The organism is Pseudomonas sp. S35, from assembly GCF_009866765.1.
Lineage (GTDB): Bacteria > Pseudomonadota > Gammaproteobacteria > Pseudomonadales > Pseudomonadaceae > Aquipseudomonas.
The window spans coordinates 2,355,379-2,377,254 of sequence record NZ_CP019431.1 but is presented as its reverse complement, the minus strand read 5'-3'; the positions used below and the strand labels follow the sequence as shown (position 1 = coordinate 2,377,254).

Here is a 21,876-nt window from a genome sequence, read left to right as displayed (position 1 = left end):
ATGAGAAGCGCGAATATTAACAGAGTCTGTCCAGACATGACCAAGGCCCAAAGGCGCGGGTGACGGAATGCCGCACCAAACGGGACACGTCCTACAACATGCTAGACTTCGCGCCTGCTTCCTACAGCGCTTTCGCCTGCAATGCTGCGTCCTACTAAAAAAACTAGAGACAACTGTTTATGACTGCTGCCCCCTCCCTGTTGCAACGACTTATGCGCGTCAGCCTGGTTACCCAAATCGTTATCGGCCTGATCGCCGGTATCCTGCTGGCCCTGCTGTTGCCCGAGGCCGCCCAGGCCACCGGGTTTATCGGCAAGGTGTTCGTCAGCGCACTCAAGGCCGTGGCGCCGATCCTGGTGTTTGTGTTGGTAATGGCCTCTATCGCCAACCATAAACACGGCCAGGAAACCCACATCAAGCCGATCCTGTTCCTGTACCTGCTGGGCACCTTCGCTGCCGCCGTGGTAGCGGTGATTGCCAGCATGTGGTTTCCGTCGTCGCTGGTGCTCGCGACCCACGACGTGACCGTCACAGCCCCCGGTGGCATCTCTGAGGTGCTGCAAAGCCTGCTGCTCAGCGTGGTGGATAACCCCGTCAGCGCGCTGATGAACGCCAACTTCATTGGCATCCTGGCCTGGGCCATCGGTATGGGCATCGCCATTCGCCACGCGGGCGAAACCACCCGCACCGTGCTGGATGACCTGTCCAACGGCGTGACCCTGATCGTGCGTGTGGTGATCCGCTTCGCCCCCCTGGGCATTTTCGGCCTGGTCGCGTCGACCCTGGCCACGTCCGGCTTCGGCGCCCTGCTCGGCTACGCGCACCTGCTGGTGGTGCTGATCGGCTGCATGCTGTTCGTGGCACTGGTGATCAACCCGGCCATCGTGTTCTGGAAACTGCGCCGCAATCCATACCCACTGGTGTTGATGTGCTTGCGCGAGAGCGGCATCACCGCGTTCTTTACCCGCAGCTCTGCAGCGAACATCCCGGTAAACCTGGCGTTGAGCAAACGCCTGGGCCTGCATGAAGACACCTACTCGGTGTCGATCCCGCTGGGTGCCACCATCAACATGGCCGGCGCCGCGATTACCATCACGGTCTTGACCCTGGCCGCCGTTCACACGCTGGGCATCAATGTCGACCTGCCGACCGCCGTGCTGCTCAGCCTGGTCGCAGCCATCTGCGCCTGCGGCGCATCGGGTGTGGCCGGTGGTTCACTGCTGCTGATTCCATTGGCGTGCAGCCTGTTCGGTATTCCGAGTGAAATCGCCATGCAGGTGGTGGCCGTGGGCTTCATCATCGGTGTGTTGCAGGACTCGGCAGAAACCGCGCTCAACTCCTCTACCGATGTACTGTTCACTGCTGCCGCGTGCCTGGGCAAGGACGAACAGCCGGCCTAAACGCCAGCTGCAAAAAAGCCCGGGGTGGTTCTGAATGAACCGCCCCGGGCTTTTTTGCGACTGGGTGCTTAGAAAGCGCCCATGTAATCACGCTTGCCCACTTCCACACCGTTGTGACGCAGCAAGGCGTACGCGGTGGTGACGTGGAAGAAGAACTGCGGCAGGCCGTAGGTCAGCAGGTAGGACTGGCCGCTGAAGCGCTTCTCTTTCGGCGTGCCTGGGCGGGTGATGATCTCGATACCTTCCTTGCCGTCGACCTGCTCAGGCTTGATGGTGTCGACAAAGGCCAGCACCTTGGCGATCAGTGCTTGCAGGTCGGCGAAGGTCACTTCGCTGTCTTCGTATTTAGGCACTTCAACCTCGGCCAGGCGCGCAGAGACGCCCTTGGCGAAGTCGACAGCGATCTGCACCTGGCGCACCAGCGCGAACATGTCCGGGAACAGACGCGCTTGCAGCAAGGCGTTGGGTTCGATGTTCTTGGCGGTGGCGTGGGCTTCAGCCTTGTTCAGCACATCGCTGAGGGCGTTGAGCATTTGCTTGAAGACTGGGATGGAGGCGGCGTACAGGGAAATAGTCATGACAGTCTCATCGGTAATGGCAGGGTTGGAACCAGCGGCGATTATAGCCATGCCCGGCGCTTGTCTTTTATTTTTTCAGGATTACGCTGGCGGGGGCGTTCTCAATGAGTTTCCCCGCCGCGCCGGGAAAACTCATTGAGAACGCCCCCATTCACTGCATAGGGAACGCGCGATGACCGCCGAGCACGACACCGACACCCCTGAGCCGCGCCTGAACAGCACGGAAATCCGCATCTTGGGCTGCCTGATCGAAAAACAGGCGACCAACCCGGAAACCTATCCCCTGACCCTCAACGCACTGGTGCTGGCGTGCAACCAGAAAACCAGCCGCGAGCCGGTGACAAACCTCAGCCAGGGCCAGGTCGGCCAAAGCCTGCGTGCACTCGAAGGGCAAGGTTTTACCCGCCTGGTGATGGGCAGCCGTGCCGACCGCTGGGAACACCGCGTGGACAAGGCCCTGGAGCTGGTGCCGGCCCAGGTGATCCTGATCGGGTTGCTGTTTTTGCGTGGCCCACAGACCGTCAATGAGCTGCTGACCCGCAGCGGGCGCATGCATGACTTCGAAGACGCCGAGCAGGTCGTGCATCAGCTCGAGCGCCTGATTGCACGCGGGCTGGCGCTGCTGGTGCCGCGTCAGGCTGGGCAGCGGGAAGACCGTTACACCCATGCGCTGGGTGATCCGGCAGACATCGAGGTGATCATCGCAGCGCGGGGGAATCCGGTGGAGCGTGGGACGGGCGTGTCTGTAGACCGTATTGAAGAGCTGGAAGCGCGAATTGCCGCGCTTGAAGAGCGCCTCGCACAACTGGAACAGGCATAACGTAGTAAACAATGTGGGAGGGGGCTTGCCCCCTCTCACATGTTAATTTCGGGCAAAAGCCACGGCTTTTTCAAACTGATCCTGGGTTGGCCGCACCCCGGTATAAAGCACAAACTGCTCCAACGCCTGGATTGCGATCACTTCCAGCCCGGTAATGACACGCTTGCCTTGAGCCCGCCCACGCACGATCAATGGCGTTTCGGCGGGGATCGCTACCACATCGAACACCGTCTCGGCCTTATCCACCGCATCCGCTTCAAACGCCAACGCATCCGCCTCAGCCCCACCAGTCATGCCGATCGGCGTCACGTTGATCAACATCTGCGGGCGCAACTCGCCCAGGTCTGCCTGCCACGCATACCCCAAGTGCTGCGCCAGCGCCCTGCCCGCTGCCTCATTGCGCGCCACGATCACGCCATTGGCATAACCGCCGTCACGCAGGGCGCTTGCCACGGCCTTGGCCATGCCACCGCTGCCGTGCAGGGCGAAGGTCGAGTCTTTCGGCACAGCGTGCTTTTTGAGCAGTTGCTCGATGGCTATGTAGTCAGTGTTGTAGGCCTTGAGGTGGCCGTTGGTGTTGACGATGGTGTTCAGGGACTCGATGGCTTTGACCGACGCGTCGAGTTCGTCCACCAAGGCAATCGCGGCCTCTTTGAACGGCATGGAGACCCCGCAACCACGCACCCCCAGGGCACGGATACCGCCGATCGCGCCGGGCAAATCCTGGCTGCTGAACGCCTTATAGTAGAAGTTCAGACCCAACTGTTCGTAAAGATGGTTATGAAACCGCAGGCCAAAATTCCCGGGGCGGGCCGACAGTGACATGCACAGTTGGGTGTCCTTGTTGGGGTGCATCTGCATGGATAACTCCTTTGAGTAAGCAAATCGGTACAGACCTTACACAACCTTTACCTAGCGGCCGTGCTGTTTTTCAGAAATACGTTGTCTTAAAAGTATCCCCGCGACATTACTTGAGTCTATTGACTGCAGACCACAAGCGCAGGGGCCAACCGAGGAATGAACATGATTCGTAAAATCCCCAAGATCGCCTTGCTCGTTGGTGCACTCGCGATGGCAGGCCAAGCCTCCGCCCACGGTGGTGGATGGGGTGGCCCGGCCGTCTTGGGCGCTCTGGTCGGCGCTGCCGTGGTGGGCTCCGTGGTTGCCAGCCAACCCCGTGAGGTCTATGTGCAACAGCCGGTGTATGTGCAGCCGCAACCGGTGTATGCCGCACCGCCGCCGGTGTACTACGCACCGCCGCCTCCGGTGTACGTACAGCAAGAGGTTTATTACCGCCCGGCGCCAGTCTATTACGGCCCGCCGCGTGGGTACTACGGCCCTCCCCATGGCTACTACCGCCGCGGCTGGTAAGCCTCGAGCCTTATGCCTGAAACAGGCCTCGCCCCTGCGCGAGGCCTTTTTTTTGCGTGCGAAGTCTGGATTTATCGTGCCAAGGTCGTTCTGAGGACAATGGTCTGACGGCAATTGCACATGATTAACGTCGAAAGTCTACTTGCCCGACGGGGGCTCACGCTGTCATGTTTGTGCCACGACACACCCCCACTATCGATCCTGTCCACTCAATAACAACAAGGACGACTGACCATGCCCACACAAAACCCGCACCGCACCGCTGGCCTCTGTACGTCGAGCAAGGTCTACAGCGCCCTGACCGAACTCAAGCACCTGGAAGGCCACCGCAGCGCAAAATTCCTGGCGTTGCTGGCAGAAAACCTGGTGCGCAAGGGCCTGCTCAGTGAGCAGGAAGTGGTGAGCATGCTCGATCAAGTGGTGGATTGACGCCTTGCATTGATGTCGACTATCGAGCCAGGTGATTTTTCCTGAGGCACCCGGCCCCGTAAAGTTGCCTCCATAGCGATAGGAGGTATCTATGCCCACTGTACACATCATGTCCGTCATCGGCAGCGCCGTCCCTGCCCCGCTTCGCGCGTTGGGTTTACTTGCGTGCTGGTACTTGGTACGCGACGGCGAAGCCATCAAAGGCCCGTTCAAGAGCAGCAAAGAAGCAGCGGCAAGCCTCAAGCTACAAGCCTGAAGCGGCCCTCTACGGCAACGGCAACTTGACCCGTGGCTTGCTTTCGACAAACAGCGCCCAACTGGACATGAACAGCGCTGCAACCAGCGGCCCGATCACGAACCCGTTGAGACCGAACACCGACAGCCCGCCCAGGGTCGAGATCAAAATCAGGTAGTCCGGCATCTTGGTGTCCTTGCCCACCAGGATCGGGCGCAGCACGTTGTCCACCAGCCCGATCACAAACACCCCAAACAAGCCCAGCACCACGCCTTGCCAGATCGAACCGCTGAGCAGGAAGTAGGCGGCCACCGGCCCCCACACAATCCCCGCGCCCACCGCCGGCAGCAACGACAGAAACGCCATCAACACCGCCCAGAGCAACGCACTGGGAATATCCAGGAACCAGAAGATCAAACCACCGAGCGCGCCTTGGGTCACGGCCACCAGTACGTTGCCCTTGACCGTGGCACGCACCACCCGATTGAACTTGAGCTGCAACCGGCGCTTTTGCGGCTCGGCCAAGGGCACCGCCGTGCGCACCTTGCGCACCAGCTCGGGGCCGTCGCGCAGCAGGAAGAACAGCAAATACAGCATGATGAAAAAACTCACCAGGAAATCGAACGTGCCCTGGCCAAAACTGAAGGCCTGGGTGGCGAAGAACTGACTGCCCTGCATCGCGCTCTTGACGATCTTTTCGCGCAGCCCTTCCAGGTTGCCCATGCCAAAGCGGTCCAGCAAATGCTGGAAGTATGGCGGTAGGAAGTTCTTGAACTGCTCGATATAAGCGGCCACATCCAGCTTGCCGCTCTCGACGTTTTTATAGAGCGTGGCGCCCTCTTGCACCAGCAAGGCACTGGTGATGATCACCGGCAGAATCGCGATCACCAGACACACCATCAAGGTGGTCAGGGACGTGAGGTTGCGGTTCCAGCCGAACCGTTGCTGCAAGCGCCGTTGCATCGGCGCAAAGATGATGCCCAGGATCACCGCCCAGAACACCGCGCCGTAGAACGGCAGCAATATCCAGATAAAGGCGACGGTCACCAGGACCAGCAACAACAGCAGGGTTTTGAATTGCAGGTTGGTTTGATTCATGTTCGGTCCATGTCAAAAAAGCAGGGCGCGCGTTTGCGTCCCGGTGCTTAGTCCGCCGCAAATCCTGGGAGTGCCATCTTTGTTGCGCTAAGCGTAGACCCAGATCAATAAAGCCCTGCGCTGCCTCGACTACCCTCGCGCCTTTTTGCGACCCACGCCCATGCCTCCTGTCATCGCCCCCGAACTGCTCGCCCCCGCCGGCACCCTGAAAAACATGCGCTACGCCTTCGCCTACGGCGCCGATGCGGTGTATGCCGGACAGCCGCGCTACAGCCTGCGTGTGCGCAATAACGAATTTGACCACGCCCACCTGGCCCTCGGTATTGACGAGGCGCATGCTCAGGGCAAGCGCTTCTACGTGGTGGTCAATATCGCGCCGCACAATGCCAAGCTCAAGACCTTCCTCAAGGACCTGGCCCCGGTGATCGCCATGGGCCCGGACGCGCTGATCATGTCCGACCCTGGCCTGATCATGCTGGTACGCCGGCATTTCCCGATGATGCCGATTCACCTGTCGGTGCAGGCCAATACGGTGAACTGGGCCAGCGTAGAGTTCTGGCAGCAGCAAGGAATTTGCCGGGTGATCCTGTCGCGGGAGCTGTCACTGGAGGAAATCGAAGAAATCCGCCAGCAGGTGCCGGCCATGGAGCTGGAAGTGTTTGTGCACGGCGCCCTGTGCATGGCCTATTCCGGGCGCTGCCTGCTGTCGGGCTATATGAACAAGCGCGACGCCAATCAGGGCAGTTGCACCAACGCCTGCCGCTGGAAATACCAGGCCACGCCGGCAGTGGAGAACGCCACGGGGGATATCGTCCAGGAATATCAGCCAACCCTCGGGATCGGCACGCCGACCGACCAGGTGTTCCTGTTGCAGGAAGCCAACCGCCCCGATGAGCAGATGCCCGCCTTCGAAGACGAACACGGCACCTACATCATGAACGCCAAGGACCTGCGCGCAGTGCAGCATGTGGAGCGCCTGAGCCACATGGGCGTGCATTCGCTGAAGATCGAAGGCCGCACCAAGTCGCACTTCTACTGCGCACGCACCACCCAGGTGTATCGCCAGGCTATTGACGACGCAGTGGCCGGGCGGGCGTTTGATCGCGGTTTGATGACCAACCTGGAGTCCCTGGCCCAGCGCGGCTACACCGAAGGCTTCTTGCGCCGGCATGTGCACGACGAATACCAGAACTACCAGAACGGCAGCTCCGTGTCCGAACGCCAGCAGTTTGTGGGCGAGTTGACCGGCGAGCGCCGGGGCGAGTTGGCCGAGGTCAAGGTGAAGAACCGCTTTGCCGTGGGCAATCACCTGGAGCTGATGACGCCTGCGGGCAACGTCCACTTTGACCTGGCCACCTTGCACAACGCCAAGGGCGAGGCCATCGAGGTGGCGCCGGGGGATGGGCACACGGTGTATGTGCCCCTCCCGGCCGAGATGGACCTGCGCTTCGGTCTGCTGATGCGCGACGTTTAAATCCGGAACTGGCCGACCAATTGCCCGAGTCGCTGGCCCAGGTCCGCCAGGCTGCGGGAGGTCTGGGCGCCCAACTGGGTTTCATCGGCGACGCTGTCCACCGCCACGGCAATCTGATGCACGCTGCGGTTGATCTCTTCAGCCACGGCCGTCTGTTCTTCAGCGGCGCTGGCGATCTGAGCGTTCATCGAGTTAATGGTGCCGATCAACTGGGCCATCGTGTCCAGGGACGCGCCGGCTTGGTTGGCCTGGGCCGAGGTGCCGTCCCCGGCATCGCTGGAGCGACGCATGGCGTCCACGGCGGCAACCGTGCCTTTTTGCAGGCGGTCGATCATGCCCTGGATTTCCTGGGTGCTGGTCTGGGTGCGGCTGGCCAGGGCGCGCACCTCGTCGGCGACCACCGCAAAACCACGGCCGGCTTCCCCGGCCCGTGCGGCTTCGATGGCGGCGTTGAGGGCCAGCAGGTTGGTCTGCTCGGCAATCGAACGGATCACACTCAACACGCTGACAATCGACGCCACATCCTGCTGCAAGCTGTCGAGGGACACGCCGCTGCTGCGGATATCGCTGACCAGCGCATGGATCTGCGCAATGCTGCCATCCACCACGCGCTTGGCGGCCTGGCCTTCTGCGTCGGTCTGTTGCGCCGCCACGGATGCGCCCTGGGCACTGCGCGCCACTTCTTGCGCCGCCGAGGACATCTGGTTGATCGCAGTGGCCACTTGGTCGGTCTCGTGGCGCTGACGCTCCATGGCCTGCTCCGAGCGCTGGGCCTGGTCAGAGACCTGGCCGACCAGCCCGGTCAGTTGCGCGGTCATTTCGGTGATCTGGCGCACCAGGCCGTGGATCTTGTCGACAAACCGGTTGAACGCGCCCGCCAGATCGCCCAGCTCATCCTGGCTGGTGATGGCCAGGCGACGGGTCAAATCGCCTTCACCGGCGGCGATGTCATCGAGGTTGGCTTTCATCAAGTGCAACGGACGCAGGATGGTATTGGCCAGCAACATGCCCACGGCCGCGATCACCAACAGCACCACGACGGCCACGCCGAGGATGCTCAGCAACACGCCTTCCATGCGTTTTTCCACCTTGGCCTCGACCACCGCCACTTGGGCTTCGATGCCATCGAGGTTCACCGACGTACCGATGACCATGTCCCACTTGGGCAGGTATTCGGTGTAGCCCAGCTTGGGCACCAACTCGGTCTGGCCGGGCTGGGTCGAACTGTATTGCAGGTAGTGGCTACCGTCTTTGCCGACCTTGACCAGGTCACGGTTGACGTAGACGCCGTTGGGGTCGCGGTTGTCCTTGAAGCTCTTGCCCACGCCGTCGGGGCTGTTGCCCTTGAACAGGCGAATGGTCTCGGAGTCGTAGCCGAAGAAGTAGCCGTCCTTGCCGTAACCGGTATTGGAGAGCAGCTTGACCACTTCGGCACGCGCCGCGGTATCACCGGGAGCGGCCGCGTCGTAGAGCGGCTTGATGGTGCTCATGGCCACTTCCACATAACTTTGCAGCGTGGCCTTGGCATCATTGAGCAGGCGCTGGCGGGTTTCATCGACTTCGTTGCGCGCCTGGCCCTGGAGGATCCACACAGTGGTCAGGCTGATCACCACGGCAAACAGCAGCACCGGCACGATCGCGAGGGACAGGACTTTGGCCTTCAAACTCAGACGCATGGCTTTTCTCTCTTATTAGGCGACTTGAGAGGTTATCGGCCACTTGCATGGGTTCTGTAGGCCCCACGCTCACTACAAAAACCCCATCAGTTGGGATCAGAGGGTCATCGCGGCCAGCCAGCCAAACGCCAGCAATGGCAGGTTGTAGTGCAGGAAAGTCGGCACCACGGTGTCCCAGATATGGTGATGCTGGCCGTCGATGTTCAGGCCGGAGGTCGGGCCGAGAGTGGAGTCCGACGCCGGCGAACCTGCGTCGCCCAGCGCGCCCGCCGTGCCGACGATGCACACGATGGCCATCGGGCTGAAGCCCAACTGCACACACAGCGGCACAAAAATCGCTGCCAGGATCGGCACTGTGGAAAACGACGAGCCGATGCCCATAGTCACCAACAGCCCCACCAGCAACATCAACAACGCACCGACCCCACGGCTGTGGCCGATGAACGCCGCCGAGGTTTCCACCAGCGAGCGCACGTCGCCCGTGGCCTTGAGCACTTCGGCAAAACCTGAGGCGGCGATCATGATGAAGCCGATCATGGCCATCATCTTCATGCCTTCGGTGAACAGGTCGTCGGTGTCGCGCCAGCGCACGATGCCCGACACCGAGAAGATCAGAAAGCCGGCCAGGGCGCCGATGATCATCGAGTCCAACCACAGTTGAATGATGAACGCCGAGGCAATCGCCACGCCGGCCACCAGCAGGGTCAGCGGGTTGTACTGCACCGCCACTTGCTCGACGCGTTCAATTTTCTCCAGGTCATACACGCGTTTTTTGCGGTAGCTGATGAACACCGCCACCAGCAGGCCGACCACCATGCCCAGGGCCGGCAAGCTCATGGCGTGGGTCACGTTGACCTGGCTGATGTCCACACCGCTGCTGGCGACGTTGGCCAACAGGATCTGGTTGAGGAAGATATTGCCGAAGCCCACCGGCAGGAACATGTACGGCGTAATCAGGCCGAAGGTCATCACGCACGCAATCAGGCGGCGGTCCAGTTGCAGCTTGGTCAGCACATAGAGCAGCGGCGGCACCAACAGCGGGATGAACGCAATGTGAATCGGCAAGATGTTCTGCGACGCGATCGCCACCATCCACAGCAGGCCGATCAACAGCCACTTGACGTGGCTGCCGCCGCTGGCGTCCTGGCGGTCCACCAGCAACAGGGCCTTGTCCGCCAGGGCGTGGGCCAGGCCAGACTTGGCGATCGCCACCGCGAAAGCGCCGAGCAAGGCGTAGGACAACGCCACGGTCGCACCACCGCCCAAGCCGCCATTGAAGGCTTTGAGCGTGGCCTCGATGCCCAGGCCACCGGTCAAACCGCCCACCAGGGCGCCGACGATGATGGCGATGACCACATGCACGCGGGACAAGCTGAGCACCAGCATGGTGCCGACCGCGGCGATGACTGCGTTAATCATGGTTACCTCAAGCAGAAACTTAAAAAACAGGCATGCCCGCGCCCAGGTGGCCATCAAGTGGCAACCCGCGTGCAGGCTTCAAGGAGGTCTTATTAGAGGGCGCGCACTTTGCAGCAGCTGGAGCCGCATGTCAAAAAACGACGCCGATTCTGGATTTCAATTGATTGTTTGAATAAAGAAGCCCTCAAAGCAGCCGATAACCTGGGTCTATATGTTTTCAGGTTAAGGATGTCCCGATGTCGCTCAGGCAGCTCTCCATTCAATGGAAAATCACCCTGCTCGCCGGCCTGTGCCTGCTGGGGATCGTGACCCTGTTGGTGGGGTTGTCGCTGTATCGCATGGCGCAGAGTTCGGAGCAGGTCCAGGCGTCCAGCATGCAGATGCTCAACACCTCCGCCCAAGCGCGCATCGAGGCCCAAGGCGAAGCGCAAGCACTGGGTATTCGTCGGCAGTTCATGGACGCCTACCAATACGGCCACGGGTTTTCCCGCCAGGTACTGTTCCTGCGTGAACAGGCGGAAAAGCGCTTCCTGGACGCCTTCGACACCCGCGAAGACCTGACCCGCCAGGTCAAGGCCGCGTTGCAGGCCAACCCTGACCTGCTGGGTATATCCCTGGTGTTCGAAGCCAACGCACTGGATGGCAAGGACGAGTTGTTTACCGATCAGGCGGAGCTGGGCAGCAACGACAAAGGCCGCTTTGCCTTGTACTGGTCGCAACCCACGCCGGGCACGCTCACTTCGATGGCGCTGCCGGAAAGCGACATGGCCGACACCCGCATCGGCGCCAGCGGTGAGCCCGCCAATGCCTGGTTCACCTGCCCGCGCACAACGCTCAAGCCCTGCGTGATCGAACCCTACTTCTATATGATCAACGGCCAGAACGTGCTGATGACCAGCATCGTGTTCCCGCTCACGGTCAACGGCAAAGTCATCGCGTCGCTGTCGGTGGACATCAACCTCAACAGCCTGCAGGCCGTGAGCCAACAGGCCAGCCAAAAACTGTACGACGGCCAGACCCAGGTCAGCATCCTCAGCCCCACCGGTTTGCTGGCCGGCTACAGCGCGGATGCCACTCAGTTGAGCAAACGCCTGGATCGGGTCGACACCGTCAGCGGCGCGCAAGTGCTCAGCGCGCTGGCCAGTGGCCCACAGACCCACAGCCTGCGCACCGACCATCAGTTGAAGGTGCTGGCACCGTTCGCGCCGATTCCCGACGGCAAGCGGTGGGGCGTACTGCTGGATGTGCCGGAACAGGTCTTGGTCGGCCCCGCCGAAGCCCTAAAGGCGCAGCTGGATGCTGACAATGCCCGCGGCACCCTACTGGAACTCGGCCTGGGCCTGCTCGCGGCGGTCATCGGCCTGGCCCTGGTGTGGCTGATGGCCCGCAGTGTGACGCGACCGATCCTCGGCGTGGCGCACATGCTCGAAGACATCGCCAGCGGCGAAGGCGACCTGACCCGGCGCCTGGCCTACGACAAACACGACGAACTGGGGCAACTGGCCGGTTGGTTCAACCGCTTCCTCGACAAGCTGCAACCGATCATTGCCGAGGTAAAACGCTCGGTGCAGGACGCCCGTGGCACCGCCGACCAATCCGCCGCGATTGCCACCCAGACCAGCGCCGGCATGGAGCAGCAATACCGCCAGGTCGACCAGGTGGCGACTGCCTCCCATGAAATGAGCGCCACCGCCCAAGACGTGGCCCGCAGCGCGGCCCAGGCCGCACAAGCCGCACGGGATGCCGACCAGGCCACCCGCGAGGGCCTGACCGTGATCGACCAGACCACCACCAACATCGGCCACCTGGCGGCAGATATGAGCACCGCGATGGCCCAGGTCGAAGGCCTGGCCGCCAATAGCGAGAAAATCGGTTCGGTGCTGGAAGTGATTCGTGGCATCGCCGAGCAGACCAACCTGCTGGCACTCAACGCCGCCATCGAAGCTGCCCGCGCCGGTGAGGCCGGCCGTGGTTTTGCGGTGGTGGCCGATGAAGTGCGCAACCTTGCGCGGCGCACCCAGGAGTCGGTGGAAGAAACCCGCCTGGTGATCGAGAAACTACAAAGCGGCACCGAGGACGTGGTCGGCTCCATGGGCAATAGCTATCGCCAGGCCCAGGGCAGCGTCGAACAGGTCGGCCAGGCCGTTACCGCCCTGCGCCAGATTGGCGATGCGGTCACGGTGATCAGCGACATGAACCTGCAGATCGCCAGCGCCGCCGAGGAGCAAAGCGCAGTGGCCGAGGAGATCAACAGCAACGTGGCGACCATTCGCGATGTGACCGAGTCGCTGTCGGAACAGGCCAATGAATCGGCGCGGGTAAGCCAGGCGTTGAACAGTCTGGCGAATCAACAGCAGGGGTTGATGGATCAGTTCCGCGTCTGATCTGAATCAGCCGTAGATACCGTCTTGACGCTCACCGGGCAACTGCAAGTTAGGGTCGTAGCAGTTGCCGAGCGCAAACGAGGCTGCGTTGGCGTCCCCGCGGGTCGCGGGGTGTCAATACGTCCGCTACGGGTAGCCAGATCTAGCGGTGCGGTAACTCGATCAGCACCTTGAGCCCACCCAACTCACTCTCCTGCAACTGCAACACCCCGCCCCACACCTCGACGATATCGCGCACGATACCCAGCCCCAGGCCATGGCCGTGAATCTGTTCATCCAGGCGTGCGCCCCGGCTGAACACCTGGTCGCGCTGGGCCTCGGGAATACCCGGGCCATCGTCTTCCACCGCCAGCAGGTAACGGTGCTCAGTTGCAGCGACCGTCAGGCGCACTTCGGCATCCGCCCATTTGCAGGCGTTGTCCAACAGGTTGCCGAGCAGTTCCAGCAGGTCTTCACGGTCCCACGGCAGTTGCAGGCCTGGCGCGACGTGGTAGCTGAGGTCCAGGTGATCACCGTGGATCATGTTCAGCGTGGCTAGCAAACCGGGCAGTTCTTTTTCACAGTCGAACAAGGCGCCCGGCAGGGTTTCGCCGGCCAGGCGTGCGCGGTTGAGCTCCCGGTTGAGGCGTTGTTGTACCTGCTCCAGTTGGTCGCGCAGCAGTTTGCTCAGTTCGGGGTGCCCCTTGAGCGCCTCGCTCGACGCTGCGCTCAACAGCACCGCCAGCGGGGTTTTCAGCGCATGGCCGAGGTTGCCCAGGGCATTGCGCGAGCGTTTGAGGCTGTCTTCGGTGTGGGCCAGCAGGTGGTTGATCTGCGCCACCAGCGGCTCCAGTTCCAGCGGCACTTGGGTGTCGAGTTGCGAGCGCTGGCCCTGCTGCAACTGGGCGATCTGATTGCGCGCCGTTTCCAGCGGGCGCAAGGCTCGGCGCACAGTGACCCGTTGCAGGATCAACACCAGCAGCAACGCTGCCAACCCCAGTACCAGGCCAATCTGACGCATCAGCCGGAAGCTTTCCCGCACCGGCGTGTAGTCCTGGGCCACGCTGATGGAAATCGATTGGCCGAAGCGCTTGTAGTCCGAGCGCAGCACCAGCAGTTGCTGGCCTTCCGGGCCCAGTTGCAGGTTGCCCTTGAGCCCGGCTTCTGGCAGTTGGGGCAATTCCTGGTCCCACAGCGAACGGGAACGCCAATGCTTGTCGGAAAAATCGATACGGAAATAGTGCCCGGAAAACGGCCGCTGATAGGCCGGCGACAAGCGCTGTTCATCCAGCTGTACGCCGTTGGGCCCGCGCACCAGCGCCACCAACAGGTTTTCGGCGTCGTTGCGCAGCCCGGCTTCCAGGTAGCGCTGCAAGCCCGCTTCGAACAGCCACAGGCTGGTTTGTGCCAGCACCACGCCGACGATCACCATCACGCTGATCAGGCCCAGGCTAAGGCGGCGCTGAATCGACTTCATGCAGGGCCGGCGCCAAACCGGTAGCCCTGGCCGCGTCGTGTTTCGATCACGCTGCGCCCCAACTTGCGGCGCAGGTGGTTGACATGGACTTCCAGCACATTGGAATCGCGCTCAGTCTCGCCGTCATACAAATGCTCAGCCAGGTGGCTCTTCGACAGGATCTGCTCGGGGTGCAGCATGAAATAGCGCAACAGGCGAAATTCGGCGGCGGTCAACTGGATCTCGGCGCCATCACGCAATACGCACTGGCGGCCTTCATCCAAGTGCAGGCCAGCGGCTTGCAACGTGGGCTGGTTGGCCTGGCCGTGGGAGCGGCGCAACAGCGCCTGGATGCGCAGGTGCAACTCTTCAGGGTGAAAGGGTTTGCTCAGGTAGTCGTCGGCACCGGCCTTGAGCCCTTCGATACGCTCGGCCCAGGAATCGCGGGCGGTGAGGACCAGCACCGGGGTAGCCAATGCGGCGGCGCGCCATTGCGCAAGGACTTCAAGGCCAGGCAGGCCAGGCAGGCCAAGGTCGAGGATGATCAGGTCATAGGGCTCGCTGCGGCCCTGGTACGCGGCGTCGCGGCCGTCTGCCAGCCAATCGACGGCGTAGCCCTGGCGTTGCAGGCCCGCCAGTAGTTCATCGGCCAGGGGTACATTGTCTTCCACCAGAAGCAGGCGCATCAGTCTTCCTCGTCTTTGATCAGCACACCGTTGGTCGCGTCCAGCTTAATTTCACGCACCACGCCGTCGGTGGTCACCAACTCCACTTCATATGCATATTGGCCGTGTTTCTTTTCCAGTTCGGCTTCCAGCATGCGAGAGCCCGGATACCGTGCCATAGCCTGCTGCAACAGCTGCTCCAGCGGCAGAATCACGCCTTGCTGACGCAGTGCCAAGGCTTCGTCCTGGTTGAGGTCGCGGGCCTGCAAACCCGAGCAGAAGACCACCAGCAACAAAGCAACTCGACTGCCGGTGCGTAAATTTACCTTCATTACGTATCCTGATGATTCTTGAGAACCTGCCCGGTGAGCGCGTCCAATTCAACGTCCCACTCAATGCCGTCGCGATCTTCCAGCTCGACCTCATAAACGTACTTGCCGTATTCCTCATCCAGATCGGTGTCCACCAGCGTCGCACCTGGGTGCAAGGCCAGGGCAGTGGCTTCCAACTGATCGAACGCGACAATTGTAACAGTGGCGGGCACGGTCAGTGGTTTGTCAGGGTCCACGGCTCCGGCCTGGGTCGCCAGGGAGGTGATGATAGCGGCGGCGACCAGAGCTGTGAGGCGTTTCATGATAAGTCTCCGTTACACGATGTTATTCCTACGCTGGCCACGGTACCCGCTGCAACTTAACTGAAACTGAATTGCCACCATGGCAATTTCATGCCGATGCAATGGACTACGGTGTTTATTCCGGATTCACGCGTTATCGTTGACGTTTTTCGCGAGCAACTTGCTCCTACACCTCGTTTCAATAGAGACCGGTATGACAGCCATCCACATCAAGTTTCCCGCGCTGACGCTCAAGGCCGGCAAACGTGCCTTTACGCGCATTCGCGAACAGGGCCTCAAGCCTGCCGACGTCGGCATCCTCCCCGGCGCCGCCGGTGGCCCCAAGGCGCTGGGCATCCAGGGCCTGGACCTGGCACTGTTCGGCGACTGGCTGTCCCGGGCGCCACGGGAACGGGCACTGATCGGCGCCTCCATCGGCTCCTGGCGCTTTGCCAGCGCGTGCCTGCCCGACCCGGTGCAAGGCCTGCTGGACCTCGGCCGCCTGTACAACGAACAAAGCTTTGCCAAAGGTGTGACGATGGCCGACGTCAGCCAGAGTTGCCAGCGCATGCTCGACGACCTGCTTGCCGGTCGCGATGCCAGGGTGCTGGACAACCCCGGCTACCGCCTGAACATCATGGTGGTCAAAAGCCACGGCCTGCTCGCCGATGACCACCGTGGGCGCCTGGGCCTGGGCCTGTCGTCGGTGATCGCCGATAACCTGCGTGGCCGCGCGCGGTTGTCGCGCCACTTTGAACGGCTGATCATCCACGACCCACGCCAGCTGCCACCGGTGCATCCGCTGGAGGATTTCCCGTCGCGTTTTCTCGCGTTGAACATCGGCAACCTGCGTCAGGCGCTTCTCGCCTCAGGTTCGATCCCCATGGTGATGCAAGGCGTGCGCGACCTGCCTGGCGCAGGCGCAGGCACCTACCGCGACGGCGGCCTGCTGGACTACCACCTCGACCTGCCCTACCACGGCAATGACATCGTGCTGTACCCGCACTTCACCGACCGGGTCATCCCCGGCTGGTTCGACAAGGGCCTGCCCTGGCGGCGCAGCAATCAACAGGGGTTGCAGGATGTGTTGCTACTGGCACCGTCCAAGGACTACCTGGCCCGCCTGCCCCACGGCAAACTGCCAGACCGCAGCGACTTCAAACGCTTTTTGGGCGACGACAAAAGCCGCAATAAGTACTGGCAGACCGCAATGAGCGAAAGCCAGCGGCTGGGGGATGAATTTCTGCAACTGGCGGATAACGCAGGCCTGGGCGAGCGCTTGCAGGCGCTTTGACCCAGCGGTATGCGCGGCGCGTGATCAAGCGGTTAAACGCGTCGCCTGCCAGATACCTGACCGAGCTGAAAATACTGTGAAAATCCCTTCGCAGAACCCAGTACACCAGGAACAGTTTTGAGAGATGGCCGAATCTCAAAGAAAGATTGCCCCTACCTCAAGCCCAGCCCGCCGGGCGCGGGCTATCTGTTTAAAACCTGAAGCAGGTAGCGGAGCGGCAAGAACACGACATATGAATAATCCACCCGACAACGGCGTGGCGAGGTATCCCTATGGCTATCGCAGAAAATATTGATCGTTTCCTGCGCCGCGACGAGGTGCTGCGTACCACTGGCCTGGGCCGCCATACTGTTTATCGACGGATCAGGGAGGGCACATTCCCAAAACAGGTTAGAATAGGCCCCAATTCGGTCGCCTGGCGCCAGTCGGCTATCGCTGAATGGATGACCGCAACAACGCCCAGCAACGACCAATCAGTACATTGATCAGTACACCAACTACTGACAATATCCCCAAAGCCACGCAACACAAGCCCTACAGGTCACACCGTGGAAATCTTCAAAGAGTTTACGTTCGAGTCCGCCCACCGCCTGCCACACGTGCCGGATGGCCACAAATGCGGGCGCCTGCATGGGCATTCGTTCAAGGTGGCGATCCACCTGAGCGGCGACCTGGATCCCCATACCGGCTGGATTCGCGACTTCTCGGAGATCAAGGCGATTTTCAAGCCGCTCTATGAACGCCTCGACCACAACTACCTAAATGACATCCCTGGCCTGGAAAACCCCACCAGCGAAGTGCTGGCCAAGTGGATCTGGAATGAACTCAAACCACTGTTGCCAGAGCTCAGCGCGATTCGCATCCATGAGACCTGCACCAGCGGCTGTATCTATCGCGGCGAGTAAGCCTGCGCTGTAAAAAAACACCCTTGCGGTTGACTTGTGGCGAGTGAGCTTGCTCCCTCGCCACAGATTATTTTCTGATCCATTTTGTATCACCCCTGCACTGCTTTCGTGCCCCACTGGGCATCACGAACACTCCCTCCTGCATTTCCTCCCTGTTTGGCTATAAATGTTGTGCACGGTGCACAGCGCCCACCGTGCGCGCGTCACTGCTGCGGACCTGGCACGCGCGGTGCAATAGGCCAGCGTCACTCATTCAGGGAGTAAGGCACATGACGCAGCAAGAACCAGGCAATGACTACCCGTTAAGCGAAGTCCCCATGCATGCGCGCAAGGGCCTGGCGTCTACCGCCATGGTGCTGCTGGGCTTTACATTTTTTACCGCGACCATGTTCGCCGGCGGCAAACTGGGGGTGGCGTTCAGTTTCACCGACATGCTCGGCGTGGTGGCATTGGGTAACCTGCTGTTGGGTATTTACGCCGCAGGCCTGGGCTATATCGCGTTCAAGAGCGGCTTGAACTCAGTCTTGATGGGGCGTTTCTGCTTCGGCGAAGTGGGCAGCAAACTCAGCGACTTGATCCTCGGCTTTACCCAGATCGGCTGGTACGCCTGGGGCACCGCCACCGCCGCGGTGGTACTGGGCAAATATTTCGAGTTAAGCCAAGGCAGCGTATTGGCGCTGATGGTGGTGTTTGGCCTAATGTTTTGCGCTACGGCCTACGTGGGTTATCGCGGCCTGGAAATTCTTTCCTACATCGCGGTGCCGGCTATGGGCCTGTTGCTGTTTGTGTCGATGTGGGTCGCCACGATGAAAGTTGGCGGTTGGGACGGGCTGCTGGCGGTGGTGCCGACCGCTGAACTGGACTTATCGACGGCAATCACCTTGGTGTTCGGTACTTTTGTCAGCGGCGCAACCCAGGCCACCAACTGGACGCGGTTTTCCCGCTCGGCCAGGGTGGCGGTATTGGCCAGCCTGATCGGCTTCTTTATCGGCAATGGCCTGATGGTGTTGGTCGGGGCCTATGGCGCCATCGTCTATCAGCAACCGGACGTGGTCGAAGTGTTGCTGCTGCAAGGCTTTGCCATGGCCGCAATGGCCATGTTGCTGCTCAATATCTGGAGCACCCAGGACAACACCATCTACAACTTCGCCGTGGCCGGTTGCAATCTGTTGCGCACCAAGCGCCGCAAGACCGTCACCCTGGCCGGCGCCGTGATCGGAACGTTGCTGGCCTTGCTCGGCATGTACGACCTGCTGGTGCCCTACCTGATCCTGCTGGGTACGGTGATTCCGCCGATTGGTGGCGTCATCATGGCGGACTTCTTCTACCGCTACCGCGGCGAGTACCCACGCCTGGCCGACGCGCGCCTGCCGGCGTTCAACTGGCCTGGGCTGGCGGCGTATGCCGTGGGCACCGTGCTGGCATTCAACTCGCCGTGGGTCGCGCCGTTGGTGGGGATCGCTGCCGCGTCGCTGACCTACATCGCGCTGAGCGCCGCATTGCGCGTGCGCGCTCCACTGGCTGACGCCCAGGCATGAGCCTGACCGTCGCCGATGTGCTGGCCTTGCCTGGTCTGGAATCGATGCGCCTGCGCGCTGGCCAGGACGGTCTGGATAACCGCGTGCGATGGCCCTACGTGGCAGAGAACAGTGGGATCGCCGAGTGGGTGCTGGGGGGCGAACTGGTGTTCGTCACCGGCATCAACCACCCGCGCGATGACGCCAATCTGCTGCAACTGCTGGAAGAAGCCTGTCAGCGCCAAGTGGCCGGCCTGGTAATTCTCACCGGGCCGGCGTATATCCAGCTGATTCCCCAGCGGTTACTGGACGCCGCCGAAGCCGCGGGCATGCCGCTGATCGAGCAGCCCTACTCGCTGAAAATGGTGCTGGTGACCCAGGCGATTGGCTCCGCGCTGATCCAGTCCGAGCAATTGGGCCGTTCGCGCCATGATGTGCTGGAACGTTTGTTGACCGGTGACTACCAATCCCTGGAGGTGCTGTTGCACCGCGCCGCGCAATTGGATATGCCGCTGGCCGGGCATTGGCAGGTTGTGCAGTTGCAACTGGAGGGCAGCGAATCGTTGTTCGCTCAAGGCGATACACCGCAGGTAGAGGCGCAACTGGCCCGGCAACACGACAGCATCGGTCGTCGCTTGCGCCAGCTGTCGGCAGCATTACCGGTGCTGGGCCGAGCCGGGCAATGGACTCTGCTGCTGCCAGCCTCGGATGCTGGCGCCGCCTTGGCCAACCGCCAGCAATTGGCGAACTGGCTGAACCCACTGAACCTGCGCCTGGCGCCGCTCAAGTTGTTTGTCGGCCTTAGCGCTGCCGCGCACCCTCCTGCGCGGCTGGCCCAGGCGCAGGATGAAGCACGCCAGGCGTTGGCCGCCGCGCGACGGTTCAGCGAGCGCGCCGGGCTGTGCGTGTATGACGAACTGGGCGTGCTCAAGTTGCTCAGCGGCGTGCGTGATCGTGCGCTGCTCGACCAATTTCTGAATGAGCGACTGGGGCCGTTGCTGCGCCACGACGCGCATCATGGCCCCAGCTTGATGCCAACCCTGGAAGCCTGGTTCCACGAGAATGGTAACCTGATGGCCGCCGCCCAGCGCCTGGCCCTGCACCGCAATACCATGACCCACCGCGTCCAGCGCATCGAAGCCCTGTGCGGGCTGACGCTGGATAATTCATATGACCGCCTGGACATCGGCATTGCCCTGATGATCTGGCGGCTGTCTGCCTGACTTTTTAGCCAAGAGGAACTTGCCCATGCACATCATCAACGCCCGCCTGCGTAACCGTGAAGGCCTGCATGATCTGCACCTGGAAAACGGCCGGATCGCCAGCATCACCCCACAGGCGACAGCGCCTGTATTGAACGCCGACGACCTGGACGCCGCCGGCAACCTGGTCATCCCGCCCTTCGTCGAACCGCACATCCACCTCGACGCCACCCTTACCGCTGGCGAACCGCGCTGGAACATGAGCGGCACGTTGTTTGAAGGCATCGAATGCTGGGGCGAACGCAAAGCCACCATCACCTTGGAAGACACCAAGACCCGCGCCAAAAAAACCATCCAGGCCCTCGCCGCGCACGGCATCCAACATGTACGCACACACGTTGACGTCACCGATCCAGGCCTCACCGCGCTCAAGGCCATGCTGCAAGTCCGCGAGGAAAGCACGCACCTGATCGACCTGCAAATCGTCGCCTTTCCTCAGGAAGGCATCGAGTCTTATCGCAACGGCCGCGAACTGATGGAAGAAGCCATCCGCCTGGGCGCCGACGTGATCGGCGGCATCCCCCACTTCGAATACACCCGCGACCAAGGCGTGAGTTCGGTGAAGTTCCTGATGGACCTGGCCGAGCGCACCGGTTGCCTGGTGGATGTGCATTGCGATGAGACCGATGACCCCCATTCGCGCTTCCTCGAAGTGCTGGCTGAAGAAGCCCGCAGCCGCGACATGGGTGCCCGCGTCACCGCCAGCCACACCACGGCCATGGGTTCTTACGACAACGCCTACTGCGCCAAGCTGTTCCGGCTGCTTGGGCACTCCGGTATCAATTTCGTCTCGTGCCCAACCGAAAGCATCCACCTGCAAGGCCGCTTCGACAGTTTCCCGAAGCGCCGTGGCGTGACTCGGGTCAACGAATTGCTCGAAGCCGGCATGAACGTGTGCTTTGGCCAGGACTCCATCGTCGACCCCTGGTACCCACTGGGCAACGGCAACATCCTGCGGGTGCTGGAAGCCGGTTTACACATCTGCCATATGCTCGGCTACCGCAACCTGCAAACCGCTCTCGACCTGGTGACCGACAACAGCGCCAAGGCCCTGGCCTTGGGTGATCGCTACGGCCTGGAGCCCGGACGCCCCGCCAACATGCTGATCCTCTCGGCGGACAGCGACTACGAGGTGATTCGCAGCCAGGGCCTGCCGTTGTACTCGATCCGCAACGGCAACGTGTTGATGAAACGTCAGCCGGTGCAAGTGGAGTTTGTGTGAACGCCCTGATCAGATAATGGCGTCGAAATCCCCCGGGGGCGCCCCGCCACAACGTACGTGGCGGGTGCGTTCAAGACGC

General features: G+C 61.6%; 22 protein-coding genes. 13 read left to right on the top strand and 9 right to left on the bottom strand.

Going from position 1 to position 21,876, the window contains the following annotated elements; all coding sequences use genetic code 11:
* The first annotated feature begins 179 nt into the window (after window positions 1-179).
* Window positions 180-1,400, top strand: a complete 1,221-nt coding sequence (gene sstT, locus PspS35_RS10840; protein ID WP_159934280.1) for a serine/threonine transporter SstT — start codon at window positions 180-182, stop codon at window positions 1,398-1,400.
* A gap of 68 nt (window positions 1,401-1,468) precedes the next feature.
* On the opposite strand, the gene PspS35_RS10835 is transcribed toward sstT, so the two are convergent.
* Window positions 1,469-1,978: a DUF1993 domain-containing protein gene (locus PspS35_RS10835; RefSeq protein ID WP_159934278.1), complete on the bottom strand. Its 510-nt coding sequence runs from the start codon at window positions 1,976-1,978 to the stop codon at window positions 1,469-1,471.
* Window positions 1,979-2,150: 172 nt separating this feature from the next.
* Between PspS35_RS10835 and PspS35_RS10830 the strand changes: the two genes are divergently transcribed.
* Window positions 2,151-2,798: a DUF480 domain-containing protein gene (locus PspS35_RS10830; protein WP_159934276.1), complete on the top strand. Its 648-nt coding sequence runs from the start codon at window positions 2,151-2,153 to the stop codon at window positions 2,796-2,798.
* Window positions 2,799-2,840: 42 nt separating this feature from the next.
* On the opposite strand, the gene PspS35_RS10825 is transcribed toward PspS35_RS10830, so the two are convergent.
* Window positions 2,841-3,659, bottom strand: coding sequence for a shikimate 5-dehydrogenase (locus PspS35_RS10825; protein ID WP_159934273.1), 819 nt, complete (start codon window positions 3,657-3,659; stop codon window positions 2,841-2,843).
* A 156-nt stretch (window positions 3,660-3,815) separates the two neighbouring features.
* On the opposite strand from PspS35_RS10825, the gene PspS35_RS10820 reads away from it, so the two are divergent.
* The 3 genes from PspS35_RS10820 to PspS35_RS30035 all read left to right on the top strand — a co-directional run bounded on the left by PspS35_RS10820 (window position 3,816) and on the right by PspS35_RS30035 (window position 4,854).
* Window positions 3,816-4,169 carry a hypothetical protein gene (locus PspS35_RS10820; protein WP_159934271.1) on the top strand — a complete coding sequence of 118 codons (354 nt, stop codon included), beginning with the start codon at window positions 3,816-3,818 and terminating at the stop codon, window positions 4,167-4,169.
* Window positions 4,170-4,403: 234 nt separating this feature from the next.
* Window positions 4,404-4,598, top strand: a complete 195-nt coding sequence (locus PspS35_RS10815) for a hypothetical protein (RefSeq protein WP_034137721.1) — start codon at window positions 4,404-4,406, stop codon at window positions 4,596-4,598.
* 91 nt (window positions 4,599-4,689) lie between these two features.
* Window positions 4,690-4,854: a hypothetical protein gene (locus PspS35_RS30035; RefSeq protein ID WP_174244798.1), complete on the top strand. Its 165-nt coding sequence runs from the start codon at window positions 4,690-4,692 to the stop codon at window positions 4,852-4,854.
* A 9-nt stretch (window positions 4,855-4,863) separates the two neighbouring features.
* On the opposite strand, the gene PspS35_RS10810 is transcribed toward PspS35_RS30035, so the two are convergent.
* Complete coding sequence (locus PspS35_RS10810) at window positions 4,864-5,931, bottom strand: AI-2E family transporter (RefSeq protein WP_159934269.1); 1,068 nt, start codon at window positions 5,929-5,931, stop codon at window positions 4,864-4,866.
* Between the two features lie 160 nt (window positions 5,932-6,091).
* Between PspS35_RS10810 and yegQ the strand changes: the two genes are divergently transcribed.
* Window positions 6,092-7,405, top strand: a complete 1,314-nt coding sequence (yegQ, locus tag PspS35_RS10805) for a tRNA 5-hydroxyuridine modification protein YegQ (RefSeq protein ID WP_159934267.1) — start codon at window positions 6,092-6,094, stop codon at window positions 7,403-7,405.
* On the opposite strand, the gene PspS35_RS10800 is transcribed toward yegQ, so the two are convergent.
* Together PspS35_RS10800 and PspS35_RS10795 are read right to left on the bottom strand one after the other, a co-directional pair.
* On the bottom strand, window positions 7,402-9,081 hold the full coding sequence (locus tag PspS35_RS10800) for a methyl-accepting chemotaxis protein (RefSeq protein ID WP_159934265.1): 1,680 nt from the start codon (window positions 9,079-9,081) through the stop codon (window positions 7,402-7,404). The two genes, yegQ and PspS35_RS10800, sit on opposite strands and share 4 nt — an antisense overlap.
* Before the next feature lie 96 nt (window positions 9,082-9,177).
* Complete coding sequence (locus PspS35_RS10795; RefSeq protein WP_174244867.1) at window positions 9,178-10,497, bottom strand: Na+/H+ antiporter NhaC family protein; 1,320 nt, start codon at window positions 10,495-10,497, stop codon at window positions 9,178-9,180.
* Between the two features lie 239 nt (window positions 10,498-10,736).
* On the opposite strand from PspS35_RS10795, the gene PspS35_RS10790 reads away from it, so the two are divergent.
* A complete protein-coding gene (locus PspS35_RS10790) occupies window positions 10,737-12,884 on the top strand; it encodes a methyl-accepting chemotaxis protein (protein WP_159934261.1) in 2,148 nt (715 codons plus the stop codon).
* 142 nt (window positions 12,885-13,026) lie between these two features.
* Here PspS35_RS10790 and PspS35_RS10785 read toward each other — a convergent pair whose 3' ends face one another.
* Genes PspS35_RS10785 through PspS35_RS10770 form a run of 4 tightly spaced genes read right to left on the bottom strand, consistent with a single transcriptional unit; the run spans window position 13,027 to window position 15,618 of the window.
* Window positions 13,027-14,340, bottom strand: coding sequence for a sensor histidine kinase (locus PspS35_RS10785; protein ID WP_159934259.1), 1,314 nt, complete (start codon window positions 14,338-14,340; stop codon window positions 13,027-13,029).
* Window positions 14,337-15,005 carry a response regulator transcription factor gene (locus tag PspS35_RS10780; protein WP_159934257.1) on the bottom strand — a complete coding sequence of 223 codons (669 nt, stop codon included), beginning with the start codon at window positions 15,003-15,005 and terminating at the stop codon, window positions 14,337-14,339. The genes PspS35_RS10785 and PspS35_RS10780 overlap by 4 nt, the downstream gene beginning before the upstream one ends.
* Window positions 15,005-15,316 (bottom strand): PepSY domain-containing protein, encoded by a 312-nt coding sequence (locus PspS35_RS10775; RefSeq protein ID WP_159934255.1) that lies wholly within the window; start codon window positions 15,314-15,316, stop codon window positions 15,005-15,007. Before PspS35_RS10775 ends, PspS35_RS10780 begins: the two co-directional genes overlap by 1 nt.
* A complete protein-coding gene (locus PspS35_RS10770; protein WP_159934253.1) occupies window positions 15,316-15,618 on the bottom strand; it encodes a PepSY domain-containing protein in 303 nt (100 codons plus the stop codon). The genes PspS35_RS10775 and PspS35_RS10770 overlap by 1 nt, the downstream gene beginning before the upstream one ends.
* Before the next feature lie 193 nt (window positions 15,619-15,811).
* On the opposite strand from PspS35_RS10770, the gene PspS35_RS10765 reads away from it, so the two are divergent.
* From PspS35_RS10765 to codA, 6 genes are all read left to right on the top strand, one after another.
* A complete protein-coding gene (locus tag PspS35_RS10765) occupies window positions 15,812-16,891 on the top strand; it encodes a patatin-like phospholipase family protein (RefSeq protein ID WP_159934251.1) in 1,080 nt (359 codons plus the stop codon).
* A 272-nt stretch (window positions 16,892-17,163) separates the two neighbouring features.
* The gene (locus PspS35_RS10760) at window positions 17,164-17,376 is read left to right on the top strand and encodes an AlpA family transcriptional regulator (protein WP_159934249.1); all 213 of its coding nucleotides are present in this window, start codon (window positions 17,164-17,166) and stop codon (window positions 17,374-17,376) included.
* Between the two features lie 63 nt (window positions 17,377-17,439).
* Window positions 17,440-17,796, top strand: a complete 357-nt coding sequence (gene queD / locus PspS35_RS10755; protein ID WP_003173033.1) for a 6-carboxytetrahydropterin synthase QueD — start codon at window positions 17,440-17,442, stop codon at window positions 17,794-17,796.
* Window positions 17,797-18,065: 269 nt separating this feature from the next.
* Entirely contained in the window at window positions 18,066-19,334 is a 1,269-nt protein-coding gene (gene codB, locus PspS35_RS10750) for a cytosine permease (RefSeq protein ID WP_159934247.1), read from the top strand.
* A complete protein-coding gene (locus PspS35_RS10745) occupies window positions 19,331-20,536 on the top strand; it encodes a PucR family transcriptional regulator ligand-binding domain-containing protein (RefSeq protein WP_159934245.1) in 1,206 nt (401 codons plus the stop codon). Before codB ends, PspS35_RS10745 begins: the two co-directional genes overlap by 4 nt.
* Window positions 20,537-20,561: 25 nt before the next feature.
* A complete protein-coding gene (gene codA / locus PspS35_RS10740; RefSeq protein ID WP_159934243.1) occupies window positions 20,562-21,797 on the top strand; it encodes a cytosine deaminase in 1,236 nt (411 codons plus the stop codon).
* Window positions 21,798-21,876 lie beyond the last annotated feature (79 nt).